The sequence below is a fragment of the Streptococcus sp. 20925_1_44 genome, from assembly GCF_041432435.1.
GTDB lineage: Bacteria > Bacillota > Bacilli > Lactobacillales > Streptococcaceae > Streptococcus > Streptococcus infantis.
In genome coordinates this window covers 23,233-47,657 of the sequence record NZ_JAPVZQ010000005.1, presented here as the reverse complement: position 1 = coordinate 47,657, position 24,425 = coordinate 23,233, and the positions used below count along the sequence as shown (strand labels likewise).

At 37.7% G+C, this 24,425-nt stretch carries 24 protein-coding genes; 5 read left to right on the top strand and 19 right to left on the bottom strand.

Features of this window, described 5'->3' with window-relative positions; translation table 11 throughout:
- Positions 1–19: 19 nt before the first annotated feature.
- The 5 genes from rplI to O3643_RS07060 all read right to left on the bottom strand — a co-directional run bounded on the left by rplI (position 20) and on the right by O3643_RS07060 (position 5,180).
- Positions 20–472, bottom strand: coding sequence for a 50S ribosomal protein L9 (gene rplI, locus O3643_RS07080; protein WP_004250991.1), 453 nt, complete (start codon positions 470–472; stop codon positions 20–22).
- On the bottom strand, positions 469–2,316 hold the full coding sequence (locus O3643_RS07075; protein ID WP_371500924.1) for a DHH family phosphoesterase: 1,848 nt from the start codon (positions 2,314–2,316) through the stop codon (positions 469–471). The genes rplI and O3643_RS07075 overlap by 4 nt, the downstream gene beginning before the upstream one ends.
- Positions 2,317–2,594: 278 nt before the next feature.
- Positions 2,595–3,143, bottom strand: coding sequence for a ribosome hibernation-promoting factor, HPF/YfiA family (hpf, locus tag O3643_RS07070; protein ID WP_371500827.1), 549 nt, complete (start codon positions 3,141–3,143; stop codon positions 2,595–2,597).
- 79 nt (positions 3,144–3,222) lie between these two features.
- Positions 3,223–3,885 carry a ComF family protein gene (locus O3643_RS07065; RefSeq protein ID WP_371500825.1) on the bottom strand — a complete coding sequence of 221 codons (663 nt, stop codon included), beginning with the start codon at positions 3,883–3,885 and terminating at the stop codon, positions 3,223–3,225.
- The gene (locus O3643_RS07060; protein ID WP_371500823.1) at positions 3,882–5,180 is read right to left on the bottom strand and encodes a DEAD/DEAH box helicase; all 1,299 of its coding nucleotides are present in this window, start codon (positions 5,178–5,180) and stop codon (positions 3,882–3,884) included. Before O3643_RS07060 ends, O3643_RS07065 begins: the two co-directional genes overlap by 4 nt.
- 55 nt (positions 5,181–5,235) lie before the next feature.
- On the opposite strand from O3643_RS07060, the gene O3643_RS07055 reads away from it, so the two are divergent.
- Positions 5,236–5,871 (top strand): YigZ family protein, encoded by a 636-nt coding sequence (locus O3643_RS07055; RefSeq protein WP_371500821.1) that lies wholly within the window; start codon positions 5,236–5,238, stop codon positions 5,869–5,871.
- 155 nt (positions 5,872–6,026) lie between these two features.
- The gene (cysK, locus tag O3643_RS07050) at positions 6,027–6,953 is read left to right on the top strand and encodes a cysteine synthase A (protein WP_371500819.1); all 927 of its coding nucleotides are present in this window, start codon (positions 6,027–6,029) and stop codon (positions 6,951–6,953) included.
- 101 nt (positions 6,954–7,054) lie between these two features.
- Here cysK and tsf read toward each other — a convergent pair whose 3' ends face one another.
- The 12 genes from tsf to yfmF form a co-directional block, all read right to left on the bottom strand.
- Positions 7,055–8,095 (bottom strand): translation elongation factor Ts, encoded by a 1,041-nt coding sequence (gene tsf / locus O3643_RS07045; protein ID WP_371500817.1) that lies wholly within the window; start codon positions 8,093–8,095, stop codon positions 7,055–7,057.
- 78 nt (positions 8,096–8,173) lie between these two features.
- Complete coding sequence (rpsB, locus tag O3643_RS07040) at positions 8,174–8,956, bottom strand: 30S ribosomal protein S2 (RefSeq protein ID WP_004250981.1); 783 nt, start codon at positions 8,954–8,956, stop codon at positions 8,174–8,176.
- 224 nt (positions 8,957–9,180) lie between these two features.
- On the bottom strand, positions 9,181–10,389 hold the full coding sequence (gene pcsB, locus O3643_RS07035; RefSeq protein WP_371500814.1) for a peptidoglycan hydrolase PcsB: 1,209 nt from the start codon (positions 10,387–10,389) through the stop codon (positions 9,181–9,183).
- A gap of 93 nt (positions 10,390–10,482) precedes the next feature.
- On the bottom strand, positions 10,483–10,977 hold the full coding sequence (mreD, locus tag O3643_RS07030; RefSeq protein WP_371500811.1) for a rod shape-determining protein MreD: 495 nt from the start codon (positions 10,975–10,977) through the stop codon (positions 10,483–10,485).
- On the bottom strand, positions 10,974–11,795 hold the full coding sequence (gene mreC, locus O3643_RS07025; RefSeq protein WP_371500809.1) for a rod shape-determining protein MreC: 822 nt from the start codon (positions 11,793–11,795) through the stop codon (positions 10,974–10,976). Before mreC ends, mreD begins: the two co-directional genes overlap by 4 nt.
- 31 nt (positions 11,796–11,826) lie before the next feature.
- Positions 11,827–12,621 (bottom strand): energy-coupling factor transporter transmembrane protein EcfT, encoded by a 795-nt coding sequence (locus O3643_RS07020; protein ID WP_371500807.1) that lies wholly within the window; start codon positions 12,619–12,621, stop codon positions 11,827–11,829.
- Positions 12,614–13,453 carry an energy-coupling factor transporter ATPase gene (locus tag O3643_RS07015; protein ID WP_371500805.1) on the bottom strand — a complete coding sequence of 280 codons (840 nt, stop codon included), beginning with the start codon at positions 13,451–13,453 and terminating at the stop codon, positions 12,614–12,616. Before O3643_RS07015 ends, O3643_RS07020 begins: the two co-directional genes overlap by 8 nt.
- On the bottom strand, positions 13,438–14,265 hold the full coding sequence (locus O3643_RS07010; protein WP_371500803.1) for an energy-coupling factor ABC transporter ATP-binding protein: 828 nt from the start codon (positions 14,263–14,265) through the stop codon (positions 13,438–13,440). The genes O3643_RS07015 and O3643_RS07010 overlap by 16 nt, the downstream gene beginning before the upstream one ends.
- A gap of 2 nt (positions 14,266–14,267) precedes the next feature.
- Positions 14,268–14,807, bottom strand: coding sequence for a CDP-diacylglycerol--glycerol-3-phosphate 3-phosphatidyltransferase (gene pgsA, locus O3643_RS07005; RefSeq protein ID WP_247913081.1), 540 nt, complete (start codon positions 14,805–14,807; stop codon positions 14,268–14,270).
- 11 nt (positions 14,808–14,818) lie between these two features.
- Positions 14,819–15,646: a cytoskeleton protein RodZ gene (gene rodZ / locus O3643_RS07000; protein ID WP_371500801.1), complete on the bottom strand. Its 828-nt coding sequence runs from the start codon at positions 15,644–15,646 to the stop codon at positions 14,819–14,821.
- A gap of 42 nt (positions 15,647–15,688) precedes the next feature.
- Positions 15,689–16,969, bottom strand: a complete 1,281-nt coding sequence (gene yfmH, locus O3643_RS06995; protein ID WP_371500799.1) for an EF-P 5-aminopentanol modification-associated protein YfmH — start codon at positions 16,967–16,969, stop codon at positions 15,689–15,691.
- Positions 16,966–18,216 carry an EF-P 5-aminopentanol modification-associated protein YfmF gene (gene yfmF, locus O3643_RS06990; RefSeq protein ID WP_371500797.1) on the bottom strand — a complete coding sequence of 417 codons (1,251 nt, stop codon included), beginning with the start codon at positions 18,214–18,216 and terminating at the stop codon, positions 16,966–16,968. The genes yfmH and yfmF overlap by 4 nt, the downstream gene beginning before the upstream one ends.
- A gap of 159 nt (positions 18,217–18,375) precedes the next feature.
- Here yfmF and yaaA point away from each other — a divergent pair, with 159 nt between their 5' ends.
- On the top strand, positions 18,376–18,744 hold the full coding sequence (yaaA, locus tag O3643_RS06985) for a S4 domain-containing protein YaaA (protein WP_371500795.1): 369 nt from the start codon (positions 18,376–18,378) through the stop codon (positions 18,742–18,744).
- Between the two features lie 2 nt (positions 18,745–18,746).
- Positions 18,747–19,838 carry a DNA replication/repair protein RecF gene (gene recF / locus O3643_RS06980; protein ID WP_371500793.1) on the top strand — a complete coding sequence of 364 codons (1,092 nt, stop codon included), beginning with the start codon at positions 18,747–18,749 and terminating at the stop codon, positions 19,836–19,838.
- Positions 19,839–19,892: 54 nt separating this feature from the next.
- On the opposite strand, the gene guaB is transcribed toward recF, so the two are convergent.
- Together guaB and trpS are read right to left on the bottom strand one after the other, a co-directional pair.
- On the bottom strand, positions 19,893–21,371 hold the full coding sequence (gene guaB, locus O3643_RS06975; protein ID WP_247913086.1) for an IMP dehydrogenase: 1,479 nt from the start codon (positions 21,369–21,371) through the stop codon (positions 19,893–19,895).
- A gap of 162 nt (positions 21,372–21,533) precedes the next feature.
- A complete protein-coding gene (trpS, locus tag O3643_RS06970; protein ID WP_004250956.1) occupies positions 21,534–22,559 on the bottom strand; it encodes a tryptophan--tRNA ligase in 1,026 nt (341 codons plus the stop codon).
- A gap of 207 nt (positions 22,560–22,766) precedes the next feature.
- Here trpS and O3643_RS06965 point away from each other — a divergent pair, with 207 nt between their 5' ends.
- Positions 22,767–24,389 carry an ATP-binding cassette domain-containing protein gene (locus tag O3643_RS06965; protein WP_371500790.1) on the top strand — a complete coding sequence of 541 codons (1,623 nt, stop codon included), beginning with the start codon at positions 22,767–22,769 and terminating at the stop codon, positions 24,387–24,389.
- Positions 24,390–24,425: the final 36 nt, after the last annotated feature.

Here is a 24,425-nt window from a genome sequence, read left to right as displayed (position 1 = left end):
ATCATTACTCAAATCTAGCTTAGCCTTCTTTTACACGAAGATTGATGACGCTAGTTACATCCTGATAAATTTTTACCGGAACATCAATCAAGCCAACTGCTCGAATTGGAGATTGAACTTGAATATGACGTTTATCAATTTTAATTCCAAATTGTTTTTGGAGTTCTTCCGCAATTTTCTTGCTAGTAATTGAACCAAAAGTTCTTCCATCTGGACCAACTTTTTCAACAAACTCAACAATTGTTTCTTCTGCTTCAAGTTTCGCCTTAATTTCTTGTGCTTCTGCAAGAAGTTGAGCATGTGCTTTTTCTTCAGATTTTTGCTTCCCGCGCAACTCCCCAATTGCTTGAGAAGTCGCTTCTTTAGCAAGGTTTTTCTTAATCAAAAAGTTTTGCGCATAACCTGTTGGCACTTCCTTGATTTCGCCTTTTTTTCCTTTGCCTTTTACATCTGCTAAAAAGATTACTTTCATTCTTCTGTCTCCTTTTCTCTAATTTCATTAGAAATAACGGTTTTTAGTTTTTCACCTGCTTCTTGCAGAGTCATATCTGTCAGTCGGGCAGCTGCCAAGTTGAAGTGGCCTCCACCTCCCAATTCTTCCATAATCCGTTGCACATTGATCTTACTTCGACTTCGTGCAGAAATGGAAATATCTCCTTGGCTGTTTTTAGCAATGACAAAGCTAGCTTCAATACCTGACATAGCCAACATAGTATCAGCTGCTTTACTAATCACTACAATATCATACTCCTTATCATCCTTGGCCTGAGCTACAAGAATAGAAGGTTGTACGGCCTGTCCTTGCAAGATTAGCTCATTAACCAATCGATACTCTTCAAAGTCAGTCGCCGCAAGTTCTTGAATTACAATACTATCACTACCACGTGTTCTTAGATAACTTGCCACGTCAAAGGTTCGGCTAGTTACACGAGAGGTGAAATTCTTAGTATCCAGCATCATACCGCCCATAAGAACACTAGCTTGGATACGACTTAAGCGTGCTTTCTTAGAGTTTTGGAATTGAATTAACTCTGTTACAAGCTCGCTCGCGCTACTTGCTCCACTCTCGATATAGGTGATAACAGCATTTTCCGGGAAATCCTGGTCTCGTCTATGGTGGTCAATAATGATGGTTTGTGTAAACAAATCATAAAACTCTTTTGACAAGGTTAAAGCTGTCTTAGAATGGTCGACCATCACTAGCAAGGAACGATTAGTGACCATTCCCATAGCTTGAGTTAGAGGGATGAGTTTTGTTACTCCCTCATTCTCTAAGAATTGAATGGCACGATGAATGTCCGGAGACATTTGTTCTGCATCATAGACCACATAACTTTCATCCAAGACGTTACTCGAGAACAATTGCATACCAACAGCAGAGCCTAAAGCATCCATGTCTAAGTTTTTATGACCAACTACGAAGACATGGTCAACACTTCTCAACTTTTCAGAGATTGCCGTCATCATTGCTCTTGTACGTGTTCTTGTTCGCTTAATAGAAGCTGCAGAGCCACCACCAAAATAAATTGGATTTTTCGTCTCGTCATTTTCTTTTACAACGACCTGGTCTCCACCTCGAACTTCTGCAAGGTTGAGATTTGATAAAGCAACTTTACCAATACCCTCATGATCGCCATCACCGTATGACAAGCCCATACTCATGGTTAAGGCTAAATCTCTCTGCTTAGCTTCTTCACGGAAGGTATCAATTACAGAAAATTTATCCTGCATCAATTGCTCTAATACCGTATAGTCGGTAAATAAGTAAAAACGATCCATGGTCACTCTACGAGAAAACATCTGATATTTTCCAGTAAATTCTGATACAAAATTTGCGACAAAACTATTAATATGACTGATGTCTGATTCAGATGTTTCGTTCTCTAAATCATCGTAATTATCTACCGAAATAATACCAATAACAGGGCGACTTGTAACCAATTCTACTGTGGCTTCGTACTCTCCAGAAACGTCAAAAAAGTAGAGCACACCAGAATTTCTATCTAGATGTACCGCATAACGTTTTTCTCCCACATTTGCATAAATCCCAGGAGAAGATATGGATGTTTTTATAATTTCTTGAACTTGAGGAAGGTCAATTTCTCCATCTTCCGTTGTCAGCATTAACTCTGCGTAGGGATTGAACCACTCAATCTCACTGCTTTCCATGTTTAGTTTGACAACTCCAACCGGCATCTGTTCTAAGAGTGAACTTAAGCTATCTTCCGCCTGATGGTTTACGTACTGAATTTGTTCAATTTCTGTTTTTTGATAAGATTTCTTCTGAAAATAAAATAGCAAAAGAAATGCCACCATCAAGAAAAATAAGCATGCTATTGTGACTAGGTTATTTTGAAGAAAAATAACCAATACAGTCATGATTATAAAGGCAATCCCAACAAATAAGTATATAAAAAAGGGATTCATTTCATTTTTTTTCATTACAAACCTCTTGCGCAATATTATACCATATTTGCACTGAAAAAGCGACCTTTAAAGAAGGAATAGCACTTGTGCTCAAATGTAGTATTCATGAACACAAAAGGTGGTTTACACTAGTGTAAACCACCTTTTTAATCTAAGCATATTAAGTATTATGATTCTTTCACTTCAAGAAGACCAATATCTCCATCTTCGCGTCGATAAATGACATTTGTTGTTTCATCTTCAACATCGATATAAATGAAGAAATCATGGCCCAATAAGTCCATCTGAAGAAGTGCTTCTTCAAGGTCCATTGGTTTTAAATCAATTTGTTTTGAACGAACAACTTTAGGTTGAGCAGCATCTGTCTCTCCTACCAAGGCATCAGTAAATAGTTGGCTAGTAGAAACTTTATTTCTGTTCTTACGTTCAATTTTAGTTTTATTTTTACGGATTTGACGTTCAATCTTATCTGTCACCAAATCAATAGATCCATACATATCTTGAGAAACGTCTTCTGCGCGAAGAGTAATAGACCCAAGTGGAATTGTTACTTCTACCTTAGCAGTCTTTTCACGATACACTTTCAAATTGACACGCGCATCTAATTCTTGATCTGCTTGGAAGTATTTTTCGATCTTTTCGAGTTTAGAAACTACATAATCACGAATTGCTTCTGTTACTTCTAGGTTTTCACCACGGATACTATATTTAATCATATAAGTACCTTCTTTCTAAACATATTTGTTTTTCTATATTTATTATAACGCTTTCATAATTTTTTTGCAATCTTTTTCCTCATCTTACGAGGGAAAATGTTCTAACCTCTTCTGCTCCTGCATTCTCTAGCATACTCTTGACACGGTTAACAGTCGCTCCTGTCGTATAAATATCATCAATCAATAGAATCTTTTTTGGAATCCTACTGTCTTCTTTAATAAAAAACGGAAGTTCCGTGGCCAAACGCTCCGAACGATTTTTAGAAGAACTTGCTTTTTCTTCTCTTTTCCCTAATATATCCAGATGGGAAAGTCCTGCAGCCTCTATTAGGCCTGCAACCTGATTAAAACCTCTTTTTGCGTATCTCTCAGGACTTAACGGTATTAAAACAAAATCGTAGCCCTTGTACTTTTTTAAATTCTCACTTAAAATCGTTGCGAAAACTTTTCGGAGCATATAATCACCATCAAATTTATAACGATTAAAGAAGTCTTTCATGGCTTGATTATAACTAAAAATCGCTTCATGGCTTACTTCAATCCCTTCTTTACACCAAAGTTGACAATCTTGACACGAACTTGACACTCCTTTTTTATGACAATTTGGGCAATGTTCTTCCCCAATCATTTCAAAACTTGAGTAACAAGCTAAACAAAGTGAGCCCTCCTCCTTTTTCAAAAAAAGAAGTTCTCCAAAGGTTAGATTTTTCTTCAAATGTTGAGCACATAGTAAACAAATCATAGGCCTGCCTCCTTGTTCATCAGTTTAATTTCCTTTATAGCATTCTTAATCGAACAATTTAATCCATTATGAAAGAAAATTAGATCTCCCGTAGGTCTATCCATGCTACGACCGACACGTCCTCCAATTTGAATGAGGCTTGATTTTGTAAAAAGACGATGGTTTGCTTCTACGACACAGACATCAACACAAGGGAAGGTAACTCCGCGCTCCAATATTGTTGTGCTTATCAATATGGTCAATTCCCTATCCCTAAAAGCTTGAACTTGCTCTAATCTATCTTCAGTAACTGAGGATACGAAACCAATTTTCTCATTTGGAAATTTCTCTTGTAAGATTTCCTTCAACTTCTCTCCCTTTGTAATTTCTGATGCAAATATTAGTAAGGGGTAGCCAGTTCTTCTCTGGTTTTCAACATATCTTTTTAGCTTTGGTGGTAGGCGAAACTTATCCAAACATTTATTCAGATCAGATAGCCAAACGGGTTTTGGAATAATTAAAGGATTTCCATGGAACCGCCTTGGCAGGCTTAGTCGTTTTAGCTCCCCTAAGCGAACCTTCTTATCCAACTCATCTGTAGAAGTTGCAGTGAGAAAAATTCTGAGTCCATTTTCCTTTACACAATTCTTTACAGCTTTGTAAAGCATCTTGTTGTCAACATAGGGAAAAGCATCTACTTCATCTACTATTAGTAAATCAAAAGCGTGATAAAACTTTAATAATTGATGAGTTGTTGCAACAACTAGTGGTGTCCGAAAGTATGGTTCAGACTCACCATGCAGTAAAGCTATTTCGCAAGCAAAGTCATTCTGCAATCGCTTATACAATTCCAAACAAACATCTATCCGTGGACTTGCTAGACAAACTGCACCACCATCATTAATAACTTTCGCAACAACTTTATAAATCATTTCTGTCTTCCCAGCGCCAGTCACTGCATGAACTAAAGTCGGTTGCTGGTTCTCTACTGCTTGAAGTAAGCCTTCTGATACTTTCTCTTGAAATGGAGTCAATTGTCCCTTCCATTTAAGAACATCTTGTTTAGGAAAATCTTCTTGAGGGAAATAATATAAGGCCTGATCACTCCTAACTCGCTTCATCAACAAACATTCTCGGCAGTAATGAGCATTAATAGGTAGAGACCATTCATCTTGAATCATACTATCACATCGTTGGCAGAAGAGTTTCCCCTTCTCTTTTCTCATGCTTGGCAGCTTCTCCGCCAGTTGTCGTTCTTCAGGGCTTAATTCTTGTTCTGTAAAAAGTCGACCAAGATAATTTGGATTTATTTTCATACTTCTTTATTCTTAAAATCTAGAACTTTAGACTATTTTTTAGTACAATAAAAATATGGAATTTAGAACGATAAAAGAGGACGGACAAATCCAAGAAGAAATCAAAAAATCACGATTTATTTGTCATGCAAAACGTGTCTATAGTGAAGAAGAAGCTCGTGCCTTTATCACTGCTATCAAAAAAGAACACTATAAGGCTACGCACAACTGCTCTGCTTTTATTATCGGTGAGCGCAGTGAAATCAAGCGAACCAGTGATGATGGGGAGCCAAGTGGAACTGCTAGTGTACCTATGCTAGGAGTTCTAGAAAATCACAATTTGACCAATGTTTGTGTAGTTGTTACCAGATATTTTGGTGGTATCAAACTGGGAGCAGGAGGTCTTATTCGCGCTTATGCAGGTAGTGTTGCCTTAGCTGTCAAAGAAATTGGAATTGTTGAAATTAAAGAACAAGCAGGGGTTCAAATTCAAATGAGCTATGCTCAATATCAAGAGTATGGGAATTTTCTTAAAGAACATAATCTTGTGGAACTCGAAACCAACTTTACAGATCAAGTTGACACAATTATCTTTGTCGATAAAGAAGTTAAAGAGGATACCAAAGCTGCCCTCATAGAATTTTTTAATGGGAAAGTTATTCTAACAGATCAAGGCTTACGAGAAGTTGAAGTCCCTGTAAACCTTGTGTAAAGTACTTTTAAATATCTTCCCTCAATTTTTATATTTACACTAACTATTTTTCTGATTGTTATAAAAAAATCCTATCGCTTCGATAGGATTTCTATATTTTACAAAAGTCAAAGTTAGCGTTATACTAGAAGCATCTTATATAAAGAGGTGCTAACATGGCTATTTATAACAATATCACAGAACTTATCGGAAAAACACCGATTGTTAAATTGAATAACATTGTACCAGAAGGTGCAGCAGACGTTTACGTAAAACTAGAAGCTTTTAACCCAGGTTCATCCGTTAAAGACCGCATCGCTCTTAGTATGATTGAAAAAGCAGAGCAAGAGGGTAAACTGAAACCAGGCTCTACTATTGTAGAAGCAACAAGTGGGAACACTGGTATCGGTCTTTCATGGGTTGGCGCTGCTAAAGGTTATAAAGTTGTCATCGTTATGCCTGAAACAATGAGTGTTGAACGCCGTAAGATCATCCAAGCTTATGGTGCTGAACTAGTCCTCACTCCCGGTAGTGAAGGAATGAAAGGTGCGATTGCAAAAGCGCAAGAAATTGCTGCTGAACGCGATGGTTTCCTACCATTACAGTTTGATAACCAAGCTAACCCAGAAGTTCACGAAAGAACAACAGGAGCTGAAATTCTAGCTGATTTCGGAGCTGATGGTTTAGATGCCTTTGTTGCTGGTGTAGGTACTGGAGGAACTATTTCAGGTGTTTCTCATGCTCTTAAAACTGCTAACTCAAACATTCAAGTTTTTGCAGTTGAGGCAGACGAGTCAGCTATCTTGTCAGGTGAAAAACCAGGACCTCACAAAATTCAAGGTATCTCTGCAGGATTCATACCAGAAACACTTGATACAGAAGCTTATGATGGTATCGTTCGCGTGACATCAGACAATGCTCTTGCACTTGGTCGCGAAATTGGTGGAAAAGAAGGCTTCTTGGTAGGTATTTCTTCTGCCGCAGCTATCTATGCAGCAATCGAAGTTGCTAAAAAACTTGGGGCAGGTAAAAAAGTCCTTGCGCTTGCACCAGATAACGGAGAACGTTACCTATCTACAGCGCTCTATGAGTTCGAAGTATAGTCTCCTAAATACACAAAGCCCTTTAACAAGGGCTTTTTAATTTTTTTTTATAAAGTTTTTCTATATGAAAAAGGAAGCAAAGCTGCTTCCTCTTTTTATTATTAGTTATTCAAAGCTGCTGCCATTGTAGCTGCAACTTCAGCTTCAAAGTCATTTGCAGCTTTTTCGATACCTTCACCAACTTCAAAGCGAGCGAACTCAACTACTGAAGCGTTAACTGATTCAAGGTATGCTTCAACTGTCTTGCTGTCATCCATGATGTAGACTTGTGCAAGAAGTGTGTATGCTTGGTCAACTTTAGTGTTGTCAAGCATGAAGCGATCCATTTTACCTGGAATGATTTTATCCCAGATTTTTTCTGGTTTACCTTCTGCAGCCAATTCAGCTTTAATAGCTTCTTCAGCTTGAGCGATTACTTCATCAGTCAATTGAGCTTTTGATCCATACTTCAAGTGTGGAAGAGCTGGTTTGTTAACCATTGCACGGCTTTCGTTATCTTGGTCGATTACGTGGTTTAATTGTGCCAACTCATCTTTAACAAATTGCTCATCCAATTCTTTGTATGAAAGAACTGTTGGTTTCATCGCAGCAATATGCATTGAGATTTGTTTAGCAAGTGCTTCGTCTCCACCTTCGATTACAGAGATAACACCGATACGTCCGCCGTTGTGTTGGTAAGCACCGAAGTGTTGTGCATCTGTTTTTTCAATCAAAGCAAAGCGACGGAATGAGATTTTTTCTCCGATAGTTGCTGTTGCAGACACATAAGCTGCTTCAAGAGTTTCACCTGAAGGCATTGTTAAAGCAAGAGCTTCTTCGTTGTTAGCTGGTTTACCTTCAGCGATTACTTTAGCTGTAGCATTTACCAATTCAACGAATTGAGCATTTTTCGCAACGAAGTCAGTTTCAGCATTTACTTCAACTACTGCTGCGACGTTACCGTTAACAAATACACCAGTCAAACCTTCTGCAGCAACACGGTCAGCTTTTTTAGCTGCCTTAGCCATACCTTTTTCGCGAAGCAATTCAATCGCTTTTTCGATATCACCTTCAACTTCGACCAATGCTTTCTTAGCGTCCATGACACCAGCACCAGATTTTTCACGCAACTCTTTAACAAGTTTAGCTGTAATTTCTGCCATTTTGATTCTCCTATATTTTTTAAAAATAGGAGAGCCGGGCTAAGCCCCGCCCTCCTAGGTAATGATTACTTATTTGAATTAAGCGTTGTCGCCTTCTACAACTTCAACGATTTCTTCGATTGAGTCTGCTTGAGCTTCTGAAGCTGCAAATTCTGCTTCAACTGCTGCTACAGCATCTTCACCTTGGCGACCTTCGATGATAGCGTCTGCCAATTTAGCTGTGATCAACTTAACTGCGCGGATAGCGTCATCGTTAGCTGGGATGATTACATCGATATCATCTGGATCAGTGTTTGTGTCAACCATCGCTACAACTGGGATACCCAATTTTTTAGCTTCTTTAACAGCGATTTGCTCTTTATGTGGGTCAACTACGTACATTACATCTGGGATGCGAGGCATGTCTTCGATACCACCCAAGAATTTTTCAAGACGAGCGCGTTGTTTGTTAAGAAGTGCAACTTCTTTCTTAGGAAGAACGTCGAAGATTCCTTCTTCTTCCATGCGTTTGATTTCTTTCAAACGAGCGATACGTTTTTGGATTGTTCCCCAGTTAGTAAGGGTGCCACCCAACCAACGGTGGTTGATGTAGTATTGACCTGAACGTTCTGCTTCTTCTTTAACAGCGTCAGCAGCTTGTTTCTTAGTACCAACAAACAATACAACTGCATCGTTAGCTGCTGCATCACGCATAAAGTCGTATGCTTGGTCAGCGTACTTTACAGTTTGTTGCAAGTCGATAACGTGGATTCCGTTACGCTCAGTGAAGATGTACTTAGCCATCTTAGGGTTCCAGCGACGAGTTTGGTGACCAAAGTGTACACCAGCCTCAAGAAGTTGTTTCATTGAAATTACTGCCATGAGTATTTCTCCTTTTTTGTTTTTTCCTCTTCTCGATTTCAGCTTGCAAAACAACCCAAAGGCAACAGTTTCACAATTCATCAAGAATGAGTATTATCGTTCACACGACAAAGTTCATTTTACCACAATTTCTCAATATTATCAAGCTATTTTGATGGTTTTTTAGCAGAACTTCTCAATTTAAAGACAAGAAAAGAGACTCAGAAAGAGTCTCAATTTTTTCATTAGTTTGGATAGATGTAAGTAACATAACCTTCAGAAGTTGTAGTTGGGTTGAACCATCCACGTTTGTTACCGATTGTACGATCTCCACCGTAGTTAGATTCTGATACTTGGATACTTGATGATGATGAAACAGCTGTAACAACCGCTACGTGTCCATAGCCACCATCATTCCAACATGCAATCGCACCAACTTGTGGTTGAGAACCAGTACGGAAACCTGCTGCTGCTGCACTTGTTGCCCACTGCGCTCCGTTACCCCAGTAATCTCCAGCCCAAGGTGCCAATGTTTTAGCTCCCCATGTACATTCACCTGTTGGATAACTTGAAGCGTTTGTACTATATGTAGGACGTTGGCTTACAGGAGTTGGTGCAGGTGTGTAACTTGAGTCATCATCTGATGAAGATGAAGAACTTGAAGTTGCTTGTACTTGTGCTGCAAATGTTGTGTTTGCTGAAGCTGCAACTGTTTGTTGTTGACTTGTTTGTTGAGCTTTGTAAGCTGCTTCTGCTGCTGCTGCTGCTTTCGCTTCTGCCTCAGCTGCCGCCTTTTGCTCTAGCAAGGTAGCTTTTTCACCTTCTGCAGTAGCTTTTTCTGCTGCAAGATTCAACTCAGCCACTTTCAATTCAGCTTGTTTTGTTGTCAAAGCTTGGGCGTCATCTGCAAGTGTTTGTTGGTTGGCAATAACTGTGTTGATTGCTTCATTGTTAGCAACTTGTTTCTCAGCAATAGCTTTTTTATCTTCTTTTTGTTGTTGCAACATTTTGTTGTTAGCTGACACAATTTCACTCATAGCTGCTACACGAGAAATAGCTTCTGTGATTGAGTTAGAGTTAATAATTGTATTAATGTAGCTTGTTGCAGTTCCGTTAGTTTGTGCACTACGCGCTTGGTTTTCAAGCGATTCATTACGAGCTACGATATTTTTTGAAAGCTCTGTGATTTCACCTTCAAGTTTTTTAGATTCTTCTTGAAGATTTTCATTCTCAGTTTGCAACTTTTCTTGTTCTGTTTGAATAGCTGTAACTTGAGTTTGAATCTCATCAACTTGTTTTTGAGCTTCTTTTTGTTGCGTTGTCAACTCACTAATTTTGCTATCTTGAGCTGCAATTTTTTCATCTGTTGTGTTAGCTTTAACACTTGAAAGAACAGCTCCTTGTGAAACCAATACTGTACTTAACAAAAGTGATGCTAGAATTTTTTTCTTCATAAGTGTAAATACTCCTTCTTTAAAAAGACAATACTAGTATATCAAAAAAAGGCCTAATAAATATTACGCCTTTATTACAGTTTTGTTTCTTTCTTATAGATATATTTTTTCAAAAATATATTGGAAAACTATCATCCATATAAAATTCAATATCATAGTAGGGCCCAGACTATAAACTATAAAAACAGGTAGATTTTCTGCAGTCAATCCTACCACGTGTGCTAGGATAAAGCTACCAAATTCAAATGTAAAAACCATCATTAAAATAGCTAATAATCTTGTCCATCTATTTAACAAAATAACAGAGTTGCTTTTATATACGATTGCTCCAATAATCACAAAAAGAAGACTGGCTATCCCTATCAGATGGAAGAAATAGATATCGTATATAAGTCCTAGAACCAAGCAATAGGCCAAAAACAAATATTCTGATACTTCTATTGTCTCGAATAATAAGAAGATGAAGATAAAGTGGCTTACAATTTGAAGATGTGGAAAAAAGCTATTTACAAATTGTCCTAAGTGGCTATCTATTAAAATGATTACGGGCAAGAGCAAAAACATCCCTATTTGCTTAAAAAGTCTCATGATGGATTCCCCACTAACTCTACGACTTTAAGATTCATTGGATCAGCATGCATTTTGACCATAACTTCTCTTGTCAGATAATCATTGGTAGGGGTCACAGATACGACTTCTCCTACAGGAATGTCTGTGACATTGAAGTTCCCCAAACCTCCAGTTACCACTTTATCACCTTGACTAATATCTCCACTATTATTTAGCTGACTAATTTTCAGTAGTTCTTTTTCCTTGTCATAGCCAACGATAATACCATAAATACTACTAGATCCATGCTGAATTTTAACAGAAATTTTCTCTGTATTTTCAGCATTTGTTAATAAATTGACCACAGTTGAGTTGTCTTCTGCGTTTTCAACGCTTCCAACCAATCCTCCACCAGAAACAACAAGCATACTAGTTGTTACACCTTGTTGCGAACCAACATTAACTGTTAATTCTTGTTTCCAAGTCGCCGGAGTTCTCATGATAACATCCGCAGCAATTAGCTTAGTCGCATTCAATTTTGACTTCATATCTAGTAATTGACGCAGTTGTTCATTTTCTTCTTTTAAGCGATCTGCTTCATTCTTTTCCTTTTCCATTTGATAGAATTCTTTTTTGAGAGTTTCATTCTCATTGTAAGCTCTCGTCAAATTTCCTAAATCTGACTTTGTAGATTCTAACCATTGAAATGGTTTTTGCACAATTCTATCTATCAGAGAAATGCCATCTCCAGCTTTTGTCACAACTGTACTTGATTTCGTCATTACTAAAAGAACAGAAACTACTAACACAACGACAAATAGAACAATGATATATTTTGATTTTTTAAAACGGTTCATACCTCTACCCTATCTCATTCTATACTTCACTTTAGGATTTCAACAAAAATAGAATCAAACCCAACACACATACCAGGAGTAAGGCCACACTATCTTTATTCATCCAATTCAACTGCCGGTACTGACTGCGTCCGTTCCCACCTTGATATCCTCTAGCCTCCATGGCTGTAGCAAGAGAATCCGCTCGTTTCAAACTAGTAGCGAATAAAGGAATCAAAATAGGAATCATAGCCTTAACTTTTTGGATTATATTCCCTTCTCCAAAATCAACACCACGCGCCTTTTGAGCGTTCATAATTCGAATCGTATCATCCATTAAGGTTGGTACAAAACGTAGACTCATAGACAACATGAGCCCGATTTCATGAACAGGAACCTTAAATCTTTTCAAGGGTCCAAGCAAGGACTCAACTGCTGTAGCCAAGCTTAATGGCATGGTTGTCAAGGTAAGCAAAGTTGAGAAAAAGATAATCAACACAAAGCGGCAAAAAATGATTCCCGCCTGCTCAATGCCATGACTCGTGATTTTAATAAACCCCATCTCGAACAAGACATCTCCACCAGAGATAAAGAAAAGTTGAAAAAGGGTTGTAAAAGCAATCAGAAAAAACATAGACCGCAAACCTTTTATGAAAAAGGATAAGGAAACCTCAGATAAGGCTACAAATATACCTGTTACAACGAAAAGGATCACATTAGTTATTGGATTATTGGCCCAAAAAACGATCATAATCAATAAAATCATTGCCACTAACTTACTACGAGGATCCAAACGATGAACAATCGAATTTCCTGGTATGTAACGACCTAAAATCATGTTATCCATTGATGAACTCCTTAAACTCCTCTATCGTTATCGGCAATTGTTTAAAAGAAACTCCTCGTTCAGCTAGCCTTTGAGCAAATCTTGTGATTTTTGGAACACCTAATTGGATTTCTTCCATGAATTCGACATTTTGAAAAACAAGACTCGGCTTCCCACTCTTGACCAACTTTCCTTTTTCCATCACATAAACTTGGTCAGCAAATTCAGCAACGTCGTCCATCAGATGGGTTACTAAAACAATCGTAATACCATCCTGATGAAGCTTTTTAAACAAGTTCATTAACTCTTTTCGACCAATTGGATCCAAACCAGCTGTTGGCTCATCTAAGACCAAAATGCTAGGCTCCATCGCCAAAATACCAGCAATCGCAACCCTTCTCATTTGTCCGCCTGAAAGCTCAAAGGGACTACGTCCAAAGAGTGACTCATCAATTCCTACTAAAGCTAGTTTTTCACGCGCAATAGCTTCTGCCTCTTCTATAGAAACTCCAAAATTTTGAGGTCCAAAAGCCACATCTTTTAAGACAGTCTCCTCAAAGATTTGATTTTCTGCAAACTGAAAGACTAAGCCCACTTGTTTGCGAATTTGACGAATTTGCTTATTGACGGATGTTGATGTAATTAATGTATCAAAGACACGAACACTTCCCTTTGTGGGAACCAACAAACCATTCAAAAGTTGAAGAATTGTAGATTTCCCACTTCCTGTATGCCCAATAATTGCTGTATAAGATCCGTCCTCTATTGACAAATTAACATCGGACAAGGCGGCTGAGGCAAAGGGGGTTCCTTCCTGATACGTATAACTCACATTGTCTAGAATAATTCCCATAAAGCCTCCTCGAGCTCCTCTTCGGTCAGGTAGTGCTCTGGTAATTTCAAGCCACTAGTACGTAGAGATTCTTTTAATTGGTTGACAAAGGGTTGATCTAAACCAATTTGATCTAAATCTGACCTAGAAAATAGTTCTCTAGGAGTACTTGTTGACTCGACCTCTCCTTTTTTCATCACCAAAATACGGTCACTCATGGCCACCTCATCTAAGTCATGTGTAATGGATATGACTGTCATATGGTGGTCTTGACGAATCTTTTGGACGATCTTAATCAACTCTAGTCGTCCCTCTGGATCCAACATGCTTGTAGCCTCATCCAAAATTAAAATGTCTGGTCGCAGAGCAACAACTCCTGCGATAGCCACTCTCTGTTTTTGGCCACCTGACAAGCGAGCTGGTTCCTTTTTAGAAAATTCAGCCATCCCAACTAATGACAGAGCTTCAGAAACTCGCTTCTTCATCTCTTCAAGTGGAATCCCTTGATTTTCAAGCCCAAAAGCAACGTCATCTTCTACGGTTGCCCCCACGAATTGGTTATCAGGATTTTGAAATACCATACCAATCTTACGTCTTTTTTCCCAGACGTTTTCCGAAGTTAGGCAATCACCATCTATCCAAATTTCTCCAGATTCCGCTTCTAGTAAACCGTCAATCAAGCGAACAGTTGTTGATTTTCCACTACCATTATGACCAACGATAGACAACCATTCTCCACGTTTCACGTGAAACGAAATGTTATGAACATCATAGTGTTCTTGATCTGTCTGGTATCGAAATGACAGATTCTTAATTTCAATAATCGATTCCATATCTAGCGAAAGGTTCCTTTAAACAAATACGCGCTTCCCTTGAAGTAATCATAACCAGAATAGACTGTAAAGAACAAAGCGATATAAAGAGTTATCTGACCAAGTAAATTCCAATGAAATAACAAGAAGATAATCGCAAACATCTGGCTAAATGTTTTTATTTTTCCTGGCATTGCTGCAGCTAAAACAGTTCCACCAGTTTCAACTAAGAGTAGGCGCAACCCAGTAACAGCAAGTTCTCGGCAAATGATAATAGCTACTACCCAAGCAGGAGCCATATTTAGACCTACTAGCATGATAAATGCCGACATAACTAACAACTTATCTGCCATTGGATCTGCGAATTTCCCAAAATTGCTAACTACTTGCCATTTCCTAGCTAAATAGCCATCTAGATAGTCAGTGATACTGGCAACGGCAAAAATAATTGCTGCTATTTTATGTAACACAGGAGACTGTCCAAATGATAGAAGGAGAACAAAAATCGGAATAAATAAAATTCTACCAAGCGTAAGTATGTTAGGAATATTCTCTTTTTTCATGTTATCCTTCCTTAATTTGAACTTAATTTCAATGTAATCCAGCCAGTTTGACCAGTTAATTTCGAAGTATCAATTTCCTGATTATCGATCTTGATTTTCACGCCTTTGACAACGCCTAATGTGATAGTTACTGGAGAGCCTTTAGAAACTGTTGTTTTGACCATCTTATTATTAGGCTCAAGAGTAGTTCCTCCAGCCAATTCAGTATCTGAAACACTAATCCAGCTTGTTGCATCCGTCACAGATAGTTGAAGTTCGGCAGTATCTTTAGCAGTTTTATATTCTACCGATATAACATCTCCCTGACCAGAAACCGTCACAGTTGATGCGTCGCTCGAACTTGATGGACTAGTGGTTTGATTGCTAGTTGTTGTTTCACTACTTGTTGCACTTGTTGTCGTAGTCACAACATTATAGTTGGCTGAAGTTGTTGCTGTCGGTTGTGTTTGAATGTAATTCCAAACATAATAAGAAATAAAAATTATAATAGATAAGGAGAAGAGAATAAAGTAAAACAGAGGGAGCAAGGAACGTTTCTTGCGATTAGAACGTCTACGACCTGATAGTTCTATCTCATCAACATCAACTTCCTCATAGGTAATCATACTCCCTGAATCATATGCGTCTAAAACAAGGTTTTCATCCAACTCAACTGCCCAAGCATACTTCCTCAAAAAAGAACGTGTATAAAAAGGGCTTGGCAATTGGTCAAAATCATCTGATTCTAAAGCCTCAAGCAGATTCAGTTGAATGTCTGTCTTGCGCTGCAATTCCTCTAAACTCAAACCTTGATTGATTCTTGCTAAACGTAACACTTCACCAATTGTTTTTTTTCTCATACTTACCATGCCTTCTTTCTAGTTTATTTTATATTTCGATGACTATAGTGGAAAAATCGTAAATTCAACTATTTCACTATTGTCGATAAAATGATGTCCTACCTCAAGAACATCGTCCAAGGTCATTTCCTGTATAATCTTTGGTAAATCAAACAGGGTTGTTTCGTCAGAATGTGACTGATATTGGGTCGCAATAAATTCTAAAGAGTTCATACTATGGATAAATTCTCCATAAATTTCACTTTTTATTAAATCAAGATGTTCTTCCGAAATATCTGCATCAGTAACAAAGCTCTGAATTGCCTTTCGGAATTGATGCGAAATAGCAACAGGTTCCTTTGTGTCCATTGTCAGCATCAAAAAATTAAAACGTCGATTGATCTCAACTTCTAAAGATAATGAAGAATCTAATTTCCCAGTTTCATACAAACTCTGAAATCTTTTAGAGGTCCAACCAAACATCATCGTAAATAACGCTCTTAATAGAACGCTATATCGATAGCAGTCCTGATGACCCATATCAGAATTCGTTCGAACTCCTATTGCTAATTTAGGTGATGCAACATCCATACGAATGCTCTCAACCTTCTTTACAGGGTGTAAAGCGATTGGTTCTTTTGGATTTGGAACGATACAACCTCCAACATCCTTTTGCAAGAAATAATTCTGTATCAACTCTAAATCAAAATTTCCAACGAGGAAAATTTGGCTATTGACAGGAGTGTAAAATTCATCAAAACTGTCCCGTAGATCCTCTAAACTAATATCTTCGATCGAATCTTCAGTCCCAACAATATCTGAAGCTAGTGGAGTTTCTGGATATAGATTTGCAAGTGTTTTAAAGAACAAGCAAGAATCAGGATCATCCTGATACATTTCGCGTTCTTGCTGAATAATATCCTTTTCTCGTTCAACAGATTCTTCAGTAATGTTAAAGCTTTTAACAAGCTCGTCAAGCAAGTCCAAACACTCAGCGACATTGTCAGAGGTTGAAAAAAGATAACTTGTATTTGTAAAGCTTGTAAAGGCGTTACTATCTGCACCTAATTTGGTAAATGCAGCCATGATATCCTCAGAATTTTCTCTTTCAAAAAGTTTATGTTCTAAAAAATGAGCAATCCCCTTTGGATATGTTTTCTTTTTACTATCTCTAGCTGTAAACTCAGTGTCAACTGAACCAACATAGACAGTTACTACACCATAAACTTCGTTAAAATCATTTTTAGGAAGTAAAGAAACTGTCAATCCGTTTTCTAATTTTGCTTGATAAAGAGTTTCCTTTACAGCAGGATAATATTTCTCTTGAAAAGTAACTCTAGTCATTCTGCTCCTTCCATAAAATAGATAGCCTGCAATTTCAAACTAGATGCTGCCCTACAGATTTCATCCTTGTCAACTTGCTCTAGTCTCTCTATCAAAGTATCCAGGTCTAAAACCGATTTACCAAAAAAGAGGCTTAAGTATTCTCTATCTATAATCGAATCTTGATTATCCTGACTCAACAACATCGTCCTACGAATCATTTCCTTAGTTTGATTAACTTCAGCATCTGTAAATCTACCATTTTTGATAGCTAACAATTGATCATTCATCAATTTTCTTACCTTGTTTCGGTTTTGACGATTTATCCCAGCAAACAATCTTAAAAATCCACTAAAGAGATCTAAGTGACTAGAAACAGTGTAGGCCAACCCTTCCTTTTCCCTAACTTGGGTAAATAATTTAGAGTGCGGGAAAGCTCCAAGCAAACCATTCACGAGAAGCAAGCCCATCTTTTGATCATCGCCATAACCAATTGTACTATGATAACCCATTTCTAGGATAGACTGACCTAGGTTTTTCCTAGCAATACCTTCTCTAAGAACATTTGAATAACCTTGCTGATATTGAATGTTTACAGTTTCTTTACGACCTGTCAAGTTAAATTTCTTCAAGTTTTCTAAGACTTCAATTTCATTAAAATCACCTAAAAAGAATAAATCAATTCTATCTTCCTTCAGCATTTTTTGAAAACTTGAATAGCAAGATTTAGAAGTCTCTTCGGAAATTCTGGCAATTAAATCTCTAGGAACTAACTGCATTGATTCCTCTTGGAAAAACAACTGATCCAATTCTTTATGGGCAAAGAAGAAAGGATCCTCTAATTCTGATTCTAGTCTCGCCAACAATTGTTTTTTTTCAATTTCAAAGGCATTGTTCTCAAATTCATCTTCATTTGACAATGGATTAAATATGACTTGATACAATAATTCTAAAATCTGAGCAGTTAATACGTTCTTCTTACTTAAAAATTCATCTCGAACATAAGTCAAACTCACGTCTACTAAGTGACTTTGCCCCCTTCTATACGCATGAGTTGACAAATCTGCTCCATACAATGCTGCCAGATGTTTTCTAAGAAGCTGAGCAGTTGGATAGCCTTTATTAGCAGTTTCAAGCATACTGGCACTTAGCATGCGACCAGAAATTAAATCCAGAGATAATGGAGCTGTGAAACGCATGGTTATTTTATTTGTCTTAAACTTTTTAGATTGGATAAAATGCACTGCAATTCCAGGGAATAACTCCATCTTTTACCTCCTTTTACATAGAGTTCTATTATACCATGAAAACGAAAATTTTTCCCGTTCTCTTTGACTCTTTTGAAATTAAAATCGTTTTCATATCAGTTGTTTCTTCTCAACTATTTTGTGCAAAATATGGTATAATACCAAAGATTGAGGTGAACTATGGAATACAAATTATTTGAAGAATTTATTACTCTCCAAGCTCTTTTGAAAGATCTTGGAATCATCCAAAGTGGCGGTGCTATTAAATCTTTTTTAGCGGACCATCTTGTATATTTTAATGGAGAATTAGAGAATCGTCGAGGCAAGAAAATTAGAATCGGGGATTCTATTGAAATTCCTGATTTAAAAACTCAAATTATTCTAGTTAAACCAACATCAGAAGAACTAGAGGAGTTTCGTCTAGAAAAACTTGAGAAAGAACGTGTAGCTAAGCTTGTCAAGGAAATAAATAAAAAAGTTCAAAAAAAGCCAACAAAAAAAGCTCAAGCAACAAAAACAAAACCTACACCACGTTTCCCAGGTAGATAAATATGTGGCTGAAAAATCTATCCATTAAACAATTTCGTAACTATCGAGATGTCGAAGTTAATTTTAATCCAAAATTAAATGTATTTGTTGGCCGAAACGCTCAAGGAAAAACCAATCTTCTTGAAAGTATTTACTTTTTAGCCTTAACGAGAAGTCATCGAACTAAGACTGATAAAAATTTAATTCAATTTGAAGAAGAACAACTGCAAGTTTCTGGAATCTTGCAAAAGAAAACAGCAAGCATTCCACTTGAAATTGACCTAACACAAAAAGGGCGAATTACTAAAGTGAATTACTTAAAACAAGCTCGCCTATCAGACTATATTGGTCATATGAATGTTGTCTTATTCGCTCCAGAAGATTTACAACTTGTCAAAGGCGCTCCGGCCATTCGTCGTAAATTCATTGACATAGAATTAGGGCAAATTAAACCGATTTACTTGTCAGACCTGTCAAGTTATAACCACGTCCTTAAACAGAGAAATACCTATCTCAAATCTACACAAAACATAGATGAGACTTTCCTAACTGTTCTTGATGACCAACTGGTAGAGTATGGCTGTCGTGTAATGAATCATCGAGCTGACTTTATCCAGAAAATGGAACTCTTTGGCAAGAAAAAACATTTTGATATCTCAGATCAGTTAGAAGAGTTGTCAATCCGTTATCAACCTTCTGTAAACTTTGTTGACAAGAAACATTTGGCTGAATCTTTCCATATAGCACTTCAAAAAAGTAGATCCAGAGATTTATTTAAGAAGAATACTGGAGTTGGTCCTCATCGGGATGATATGATTTTCATGATTAATGGAATGGAAGCAAGTTTCGGAAGTCAAGGGCAACATCGTAGCTTGGTGCTTTCTATAAAACTTGCTGAAATCGAATTGATGGAGAGCATTACCAAAGAATCTCCCATTCTTTTGCTTGACGATGTCATGAGTGAACTTGACAATACACGTCAACTTAAATTATTGGAAACTATTTCTCATAACATTCAAACGTTTATTACAACTACTAGTTTAGACCATCTTCAAAACTTGCCTGATAACTTGAGCGTCTTTACAGTAGATAATGGTCAATTGACTGTAAATTAAACTTTACATCTTTGTAAAACAAAAAAATCTCCCGTTTAACAGGAGATTTTTTTATTACATTGAATAGTTTGGTGCTTCATTAGTGATTTGCACATCGTGTGGATGGCTTTCTTTTAGACCAGCACCTGACATTTCGATAAACTGAGCATTGTCATGTAATTCTTTTAAGTTAGCAGCACCACAGTAACCCATACCAGATCGAATACCACCAATCATTTGGAAAACAATATCAGCTGCTGCACCTTTATAAGCAACACGACCTTCGATTCCTTCTGGAACGAGTTTGTTTGCTTCATTGACAGAACCTTGGAAGTAACGGTCGCTTGAACCCTTCTTCATAGCAGCGATTGAACCCATACCGCGGTATGTCTTGAACTTACGCCCTTGGAAGATTTCAGTTTCACCTGGAGCTTCATCTGTTCCTGCAAACATTGATCCGAGCATCACTGCGTTTCCTCCAGCAGCAAGGGCTTTTACAATATCTCCAGAATATTTGATTCCACCATCAGCGATAATTGTTTTGCCATATTCACGAGCAACTGCTGCTGCATCGTAAATTGCTGTTACCTGGGGAACTCCTACACCAGCAATAACACGAGTTGTACAGATTGAACCTGGGCCAATACCGACTTTAACAACGTCAACACCTGCATCATAAAGAGCACGCGCACCTTCAGCAGTAGCGATGTTCCCAGCAATCAGTGTACGGTCTGGGAAATGCGCACGGATTTCAGCGATTTTACGAAGTACACCCGCTGAGTGACCATGGGCAGTATCGATAACAATAGCATCAGCTCCTGCTTCAAAGAGGGCTTCTGCACGTTCAAATGTGTCAGAAGTAACTCCTACTGCACCAGCAACTAGAAGACGACCGAATTCATCTTTTGCCGCATTTGGGAACTCAATCACTTTTTCAATATCTTTAATGGTGATTAAACCAGAAAGACGACCCTCTTCGTCAACTAGAGGTAGTTTTTCAATACGGTGTTCTTGAAGAATACTCTCAGCAGTTTTTAAATCTGTACCAACCGGAGCAGTAACTAGGTTTTCACTAGTCATGTGTTTTGAAATTGGTTGGTTGTAGTCAGAAATGAAACGCAGATCTCGGTTGGTCAAAATACCAACTAACTTACGGTTTTCTAGAGTTTCAACCACTGGGATACCACTGATACGGTAACGGCCCATGAGTTCATCTGCTTCAGCGATTGTATGTTCAGGAGTCAAGAAGAATGGATCAATGATAACACCATTTTCAGAACGTTTTACCTTACGAACTTCGTCAGCTTGTTGCTCAATAGACATGTTTTTATGGATAACTCCAAGTCCACCTGCACGTGCGATTGCAATGGCCATTTGGCTTTCTGTTACAGTGTCCATTGCAGCTGTAATAATTGGGATATTTAAAGTCAAATTATCTGCCAATTTTGTTGTTAAATCCGCATCATTAGGCAACACATGACTCTCTGCTGGAATTAGCAATACATCATCAAAGGTAAAACCTTTTTTCAAAAATTTAGTGCCCCAATTAGACATTGAAGTTTCCTCTTTTCTTTCTTTATTGAGCTAAACGCTTTTTGTATTGTATCTATCATACCATTCTATGAAAATTTGTCAATTAAATTTATAAGAGAATAAATAAAAAACTATCCCTCTTATTTTAAAGAAGAAATAGTTTTATAGTTCATATTTTATCCATTAGTGAAAGTAATTTAGACCCATTGCAGCTTTTACTTCTGATAGTGTTTGCCCAGCAACTTCTCGAGCTTTTTCACTACCTTTTTGGAGCATATTATAAACCTCACCCATATCTTTAGCATATTCTAGGCGACGTTCACGGATTGGACCAAGTTCACGTTCTAGGATTTCAAGTAGGTAACGTTTAGTCTTAACATCACCAAGGCCTCCACGTTGATAATGTTCCTTCATTTCAGCAATTTCTTGAGCATCCTCAGGTCGACCGAATACGTCCAAGTAATGGAAAACCATATTTCCTTCAATCTTACCTGGATCCTCAACACGAATATGGTCTGGATCTGTATACATACTCATTACTTTTTTACGCAAAGTATCTGCATCATCAGCTAGGTAAATTCCATTATTAAGTGATTTCGACATTTTGGCATTACCATCAAGACCTGGTAAACGTCCCGCACCTTCGTGCTCAGGGTAAATTCCTTCTGGTTCTACTAAAACATCACAGTTATAGGCATGGTTGAAAGAACGCACAATTTCACGTGTTTGTTCAATCATCGGCTTTTGATCATTCCCTACTGGAACCAAGTTAGCCTTAAATGCTGTAATATCTGCTGCTTGCGCAACTGGATAAACTAAAAATCCAGTTGGAATACTTTCACCAAAGCCTTTTTGAGCAATTTCAGTCTTTACGGTTGGATTTCGTTCCAAGCGAGCTAATGAAACTAGGTTCATATAATACATAGAGAGCTCTGCCAATTCTGGAATCTGGCTTTGAATGAAAATCGTTGCTTTATTAGGATCTAATCCCACTGCAAGATAGTCCAAAGCAACATTCCCAATAGACTCTACAATAGTTTGTGGATCTTTTGCATGGTCTGTTAGTGCTTGCTGGTCAGCTAAAAAAACAAACATGTCATATTTATTTTCTTCTTGTAGTAAGACACGATTTTTCAAACTACCAACGTAGTGCCCAATATGTAATTTCCCCGTTGGACGATCTCCTGTTAAAATAATGGGTTTACTCATCTTATTCTCCTTTGATATGGTCCTTTCAATTATAGCATTTTTTTAATAAAAAGACAGATAATTTTTTTATTGAAACAATAGAGATGTTACCCCTTTCAATCGTAAAGGGGTTGTCAACTTTGTTTACAAAAAATTGACAAATAAAAATTTGAATAATTGATGATTTTCTAGTAGAATTAGAGTATTACATATAATAGGAGAAAAACTTTGCTAACAGTATCTGATGTTTCACTACGTTTTAGTGATCGTAAACTTTTTGATGATGTAAACATCAAATTTACAGAAGGAAATACCTATGGTTTGATTGGGGCCAACGGTGCTGGAAAATCAACCTTTTTAAAAATCTTAGCTGGAGATATTGAACCGACAACTGGGCATATCTCTCTTGGACCAGACGAACGTCTTTCAGTACTTCGTCAAAATCACTTTGACTACGAAGATGAGCGTGTTATTGATGTTGTTATCATGGGTAATGAAAAACTATACAACATCATGAAAGAAAAAGACGCCATTTATATGAAAGAAGATTTTTCAGAAGAAGATGGTGTTCGCGCAGCTGAACTTGAAGGAGAATTCGCTGAACTAGGTGGTTGGGAAGCTGAGAGTGAAGCTTCACAACTCTTACAAAATTTGAATATTCCAGAAGAACTTCATTACCAAAATATGAGTGAACTAGCAAATGGCGACAAAGTAAAGGTTCTCCTTGCTAAAGCCCTCTTCGGTAAACCAGATGTCCTTCTTTTGGACGAGCCAACCAATGGTCTGGATATTCAATCCATCACTTGGCTAGAGGATTTCCTAATCGACTTTGATAATACTGTCATTGTCGTATCCCACGACCGTCACTTCTTGAATAAAGTATGTACTCACATGGCTGACCTGGACTTTGGAAAAATCAAACTCTATGTCGGAAACTACGACTTCTGGAAGGAATCTTCTGAGCTTGCTGCTAAATTGCTAGCAGACCGTAATGCTAAAGCAGAAGAAAAAATCAAACAACTTCAAGAATTCGTTGCTCGTTTCTCTGCTAATGCTTCTAAATCAAGACAAGCAACTTCACGTAAAAAAATGCTTGACAAGATTGAGCTAGAGGAAATTGTTCCTTCTAGTCGTAAATATCCATTCATCAGCTTTAAAGCTGAACGTGAAATTGGGAACGACCTCTTGACAGTAGAAAATCTATCTGTAAAGATTGACGGTGAAACTATTCTTGACAACATCAGCTTCATCTTGCGTCCAGGTGACAAGACAGCTCTTATCGGACAAAATGACATCCAAACAACTGCCTTGATTCGTGCCATTATGGGTGAAATTGACTATGAAGGGACTGTCAAGTGGGGAGTTACAACTAGTCGCTCTTACTTGCCAAAAGACAATTCAGCTGATTATGCTGGCAGTGAATCTATCCTTGACTGGCTCCGTCAATTCGCAAGTAAAGAAGAAGATGACAACACTTTCTTGCGTGGTTTCCTAGGTCGTATGCTCTTCTCTGGAGACGAAGTTAACAAACCTGTAAACGTCTTGTCAGGGGGAGAAAAGGTGCGCGTGATGCTCTCAAAACTCATGCTTTTAAAATCAAACGTTCTTGTACTTGACGATCCTACAAATCACTTAGACTTGGAATCTATCTCAAGCTTGAACGATGGATTGAAAAACTTTAAAGAGTCCATCATTTTTGCCAGTCACGACCATGAGTTTATTCAAACTTTGGCTAACCACATTATTGTCTTATCTAAAAACGGCGTCATCGATCGTATTGATGAAACCTATGATGAATTCTTAGAAAATGCTGAAGTTCAAGCAAAAGTAAAAGAACTTTGGAAAGACTAAAAAAAATAAAACTCAGTTGGGAACCCAACTGAGTTT

Excerpts from the sequence above, each read along its gene's own strand:
- rplI (WP_004250991.1), bottom strand. The coding sequence starts at position 472 with ATGAAAGTAATCTTTTTAGCAGATGTAAAAGGCAAAGGAAAAAAAGGC.
- O3643_RS07075 (WP_371500924.1), bottom strand. The coding sequence starts at position 2,316 with ATGGTGGCATTTCTTTTGCTATTTTATTTTCAGAAGAAATCTTATCAA.
- hpf (WP_371500827.1), bottom strand. The coding sequence starts at position 3,143 with ATGATTAAATATAGTATCCGTGGTGAAAACCTAGAAGTAACAGAAGCA.
- O3643_RS07065 (WP_371500825.1), bottom strand. The coding sequence starts at position 3,885 with ATGATTTGTTTACTATGTGCTCAACATTTGAAGAAAAATCTAACCTTT.
- O3643_RS07060 (WP_371500823.1), bottom strand. The coding sequence starts at position 5,180 with ATGAAAATAAATCCAAATTATCTTGGTCGACTTTTTACAGAACAAGAA.
- O3643_RS07055 (WP_371500821.1), top strand. The coding sequence starts at position 5,236 with ATGGAATTTAGAACGATAAAAGAGGACGGACAAATCCAAGAAGAAATC.
- cysK (WP_371500819.1), top strand. The coding sequence starts at position 6,027 with ATGGCTATTTATAACAATATCACAGAACTTATCGGAAAAACACCGATT.
- tsf (WP_371500817.1), bottom strand. The coding sequence starts at position 8,095 with ATGGCAGAAATTACAGCTAAACTTGTTAAAGAGTTGCGTGAAAAATCT.
- rpsB (WP_004250981.1), bottom strand. The coding sequence starts at position 8,956 with ATGGCAGTAATTTCAATGAAACAACTTCTTGAGGCTGGTGTACACTTT.
- pcsB (WP_371500814.1), bottom strand. The coding sequence starts at position 10,389 with ATGAAGAAAAAAATTCTAGCATCACTTTTGTTAAGTACAGTATTGGTT.
- mreD (WP_371500811.1), bottom strand. The coding sequence starts at position 10,977 with ATGAGACTTTTTAAGCAAATAGGGATGTTTTTGCTCTTGCCCGTAATC.
- mreC (WP_371500809.1), bottom strand. The coding sequence starts at position 11,795 with ATGAACCGTTTTAAAAAATCAAAATATATCATTGTTCTATTTGTCGTT.
- O3643_RS07020 (WP_371500807.1), bottom strand. The coding sequence starts at position 12,621 with ATGGATAACATGATTTTAGGTCGTTACATACCAGGAAATTCGATTGTT.
- O3643_RS07015 (WP_371500805.1), bottom strand. The coding sequence starts at position 13,453 with ATGGGAATTATTCTAGACAATGTGAGTTATACGTATCAGGAAGGAACC.
- O3643_RS07010 (WP_371500803.1), bottom strand. The coding sequence starts at position 14,265 with ATGGAATCGATTATTGAAATTAAGAATCTGTCATTTCGATACCAGACA.
- pgsA (WP_247913081.1), bottom strand. The coding sequence starts at position 14,807 with ATGAAAAAAGAGAATATTCCTAACATACTTACGCTTGGTAGAATTTTA.
- rodZ (WP_371500801.1), bottom strand. The coding sequence starts at position 15,646 with ATGAGAAAAAAAACAATTGGTGAAGTGTTACGTTTAGCAAGAATCAAT.
- yfmH (WP_371500799.1), bottom strand. The coding sequence starts at position 16,969 with ATGACTAGAGTTACTTTTCAAGAGAAATATTATCCTGCTGTAAAGGAA.
- yfmF (WP_371500797.1), bottom strand. The coding sequence starts at position 18,216 with ATGGAGTTATTCCCTGGAATTGCAGTGCATTTTATCCAATCTAAAAAG.
- yaaA (WP_371500795.1), top strand. The coding sequence starts at position 18,376 with ATGGAATACAAATTATTTGAAGAATTTATTACTCTCCAAGCTCTTTTG.
- recF (WP_371500793.1), top strand. The coding sequence starts at position 18,747 with ATGTGGCTGAAAAATCTATCCATTAAACAATTTCGTAACTATCGAGAT.
- guaB (WP_247913086.1), bottom strand. The coding sequence starts at position 21,371 with ATGTCTAATTGGGGCACTAAATTTTTGAAAAAAGGTTTTACCTTTGAT.
- trpS (WP_004250956.1), bottom strand. The coding sequence starts at position 22,559 with ATGAGTAAACCCATTATTTTAACAGGAGATCGTCCAACGGGGAAATTA.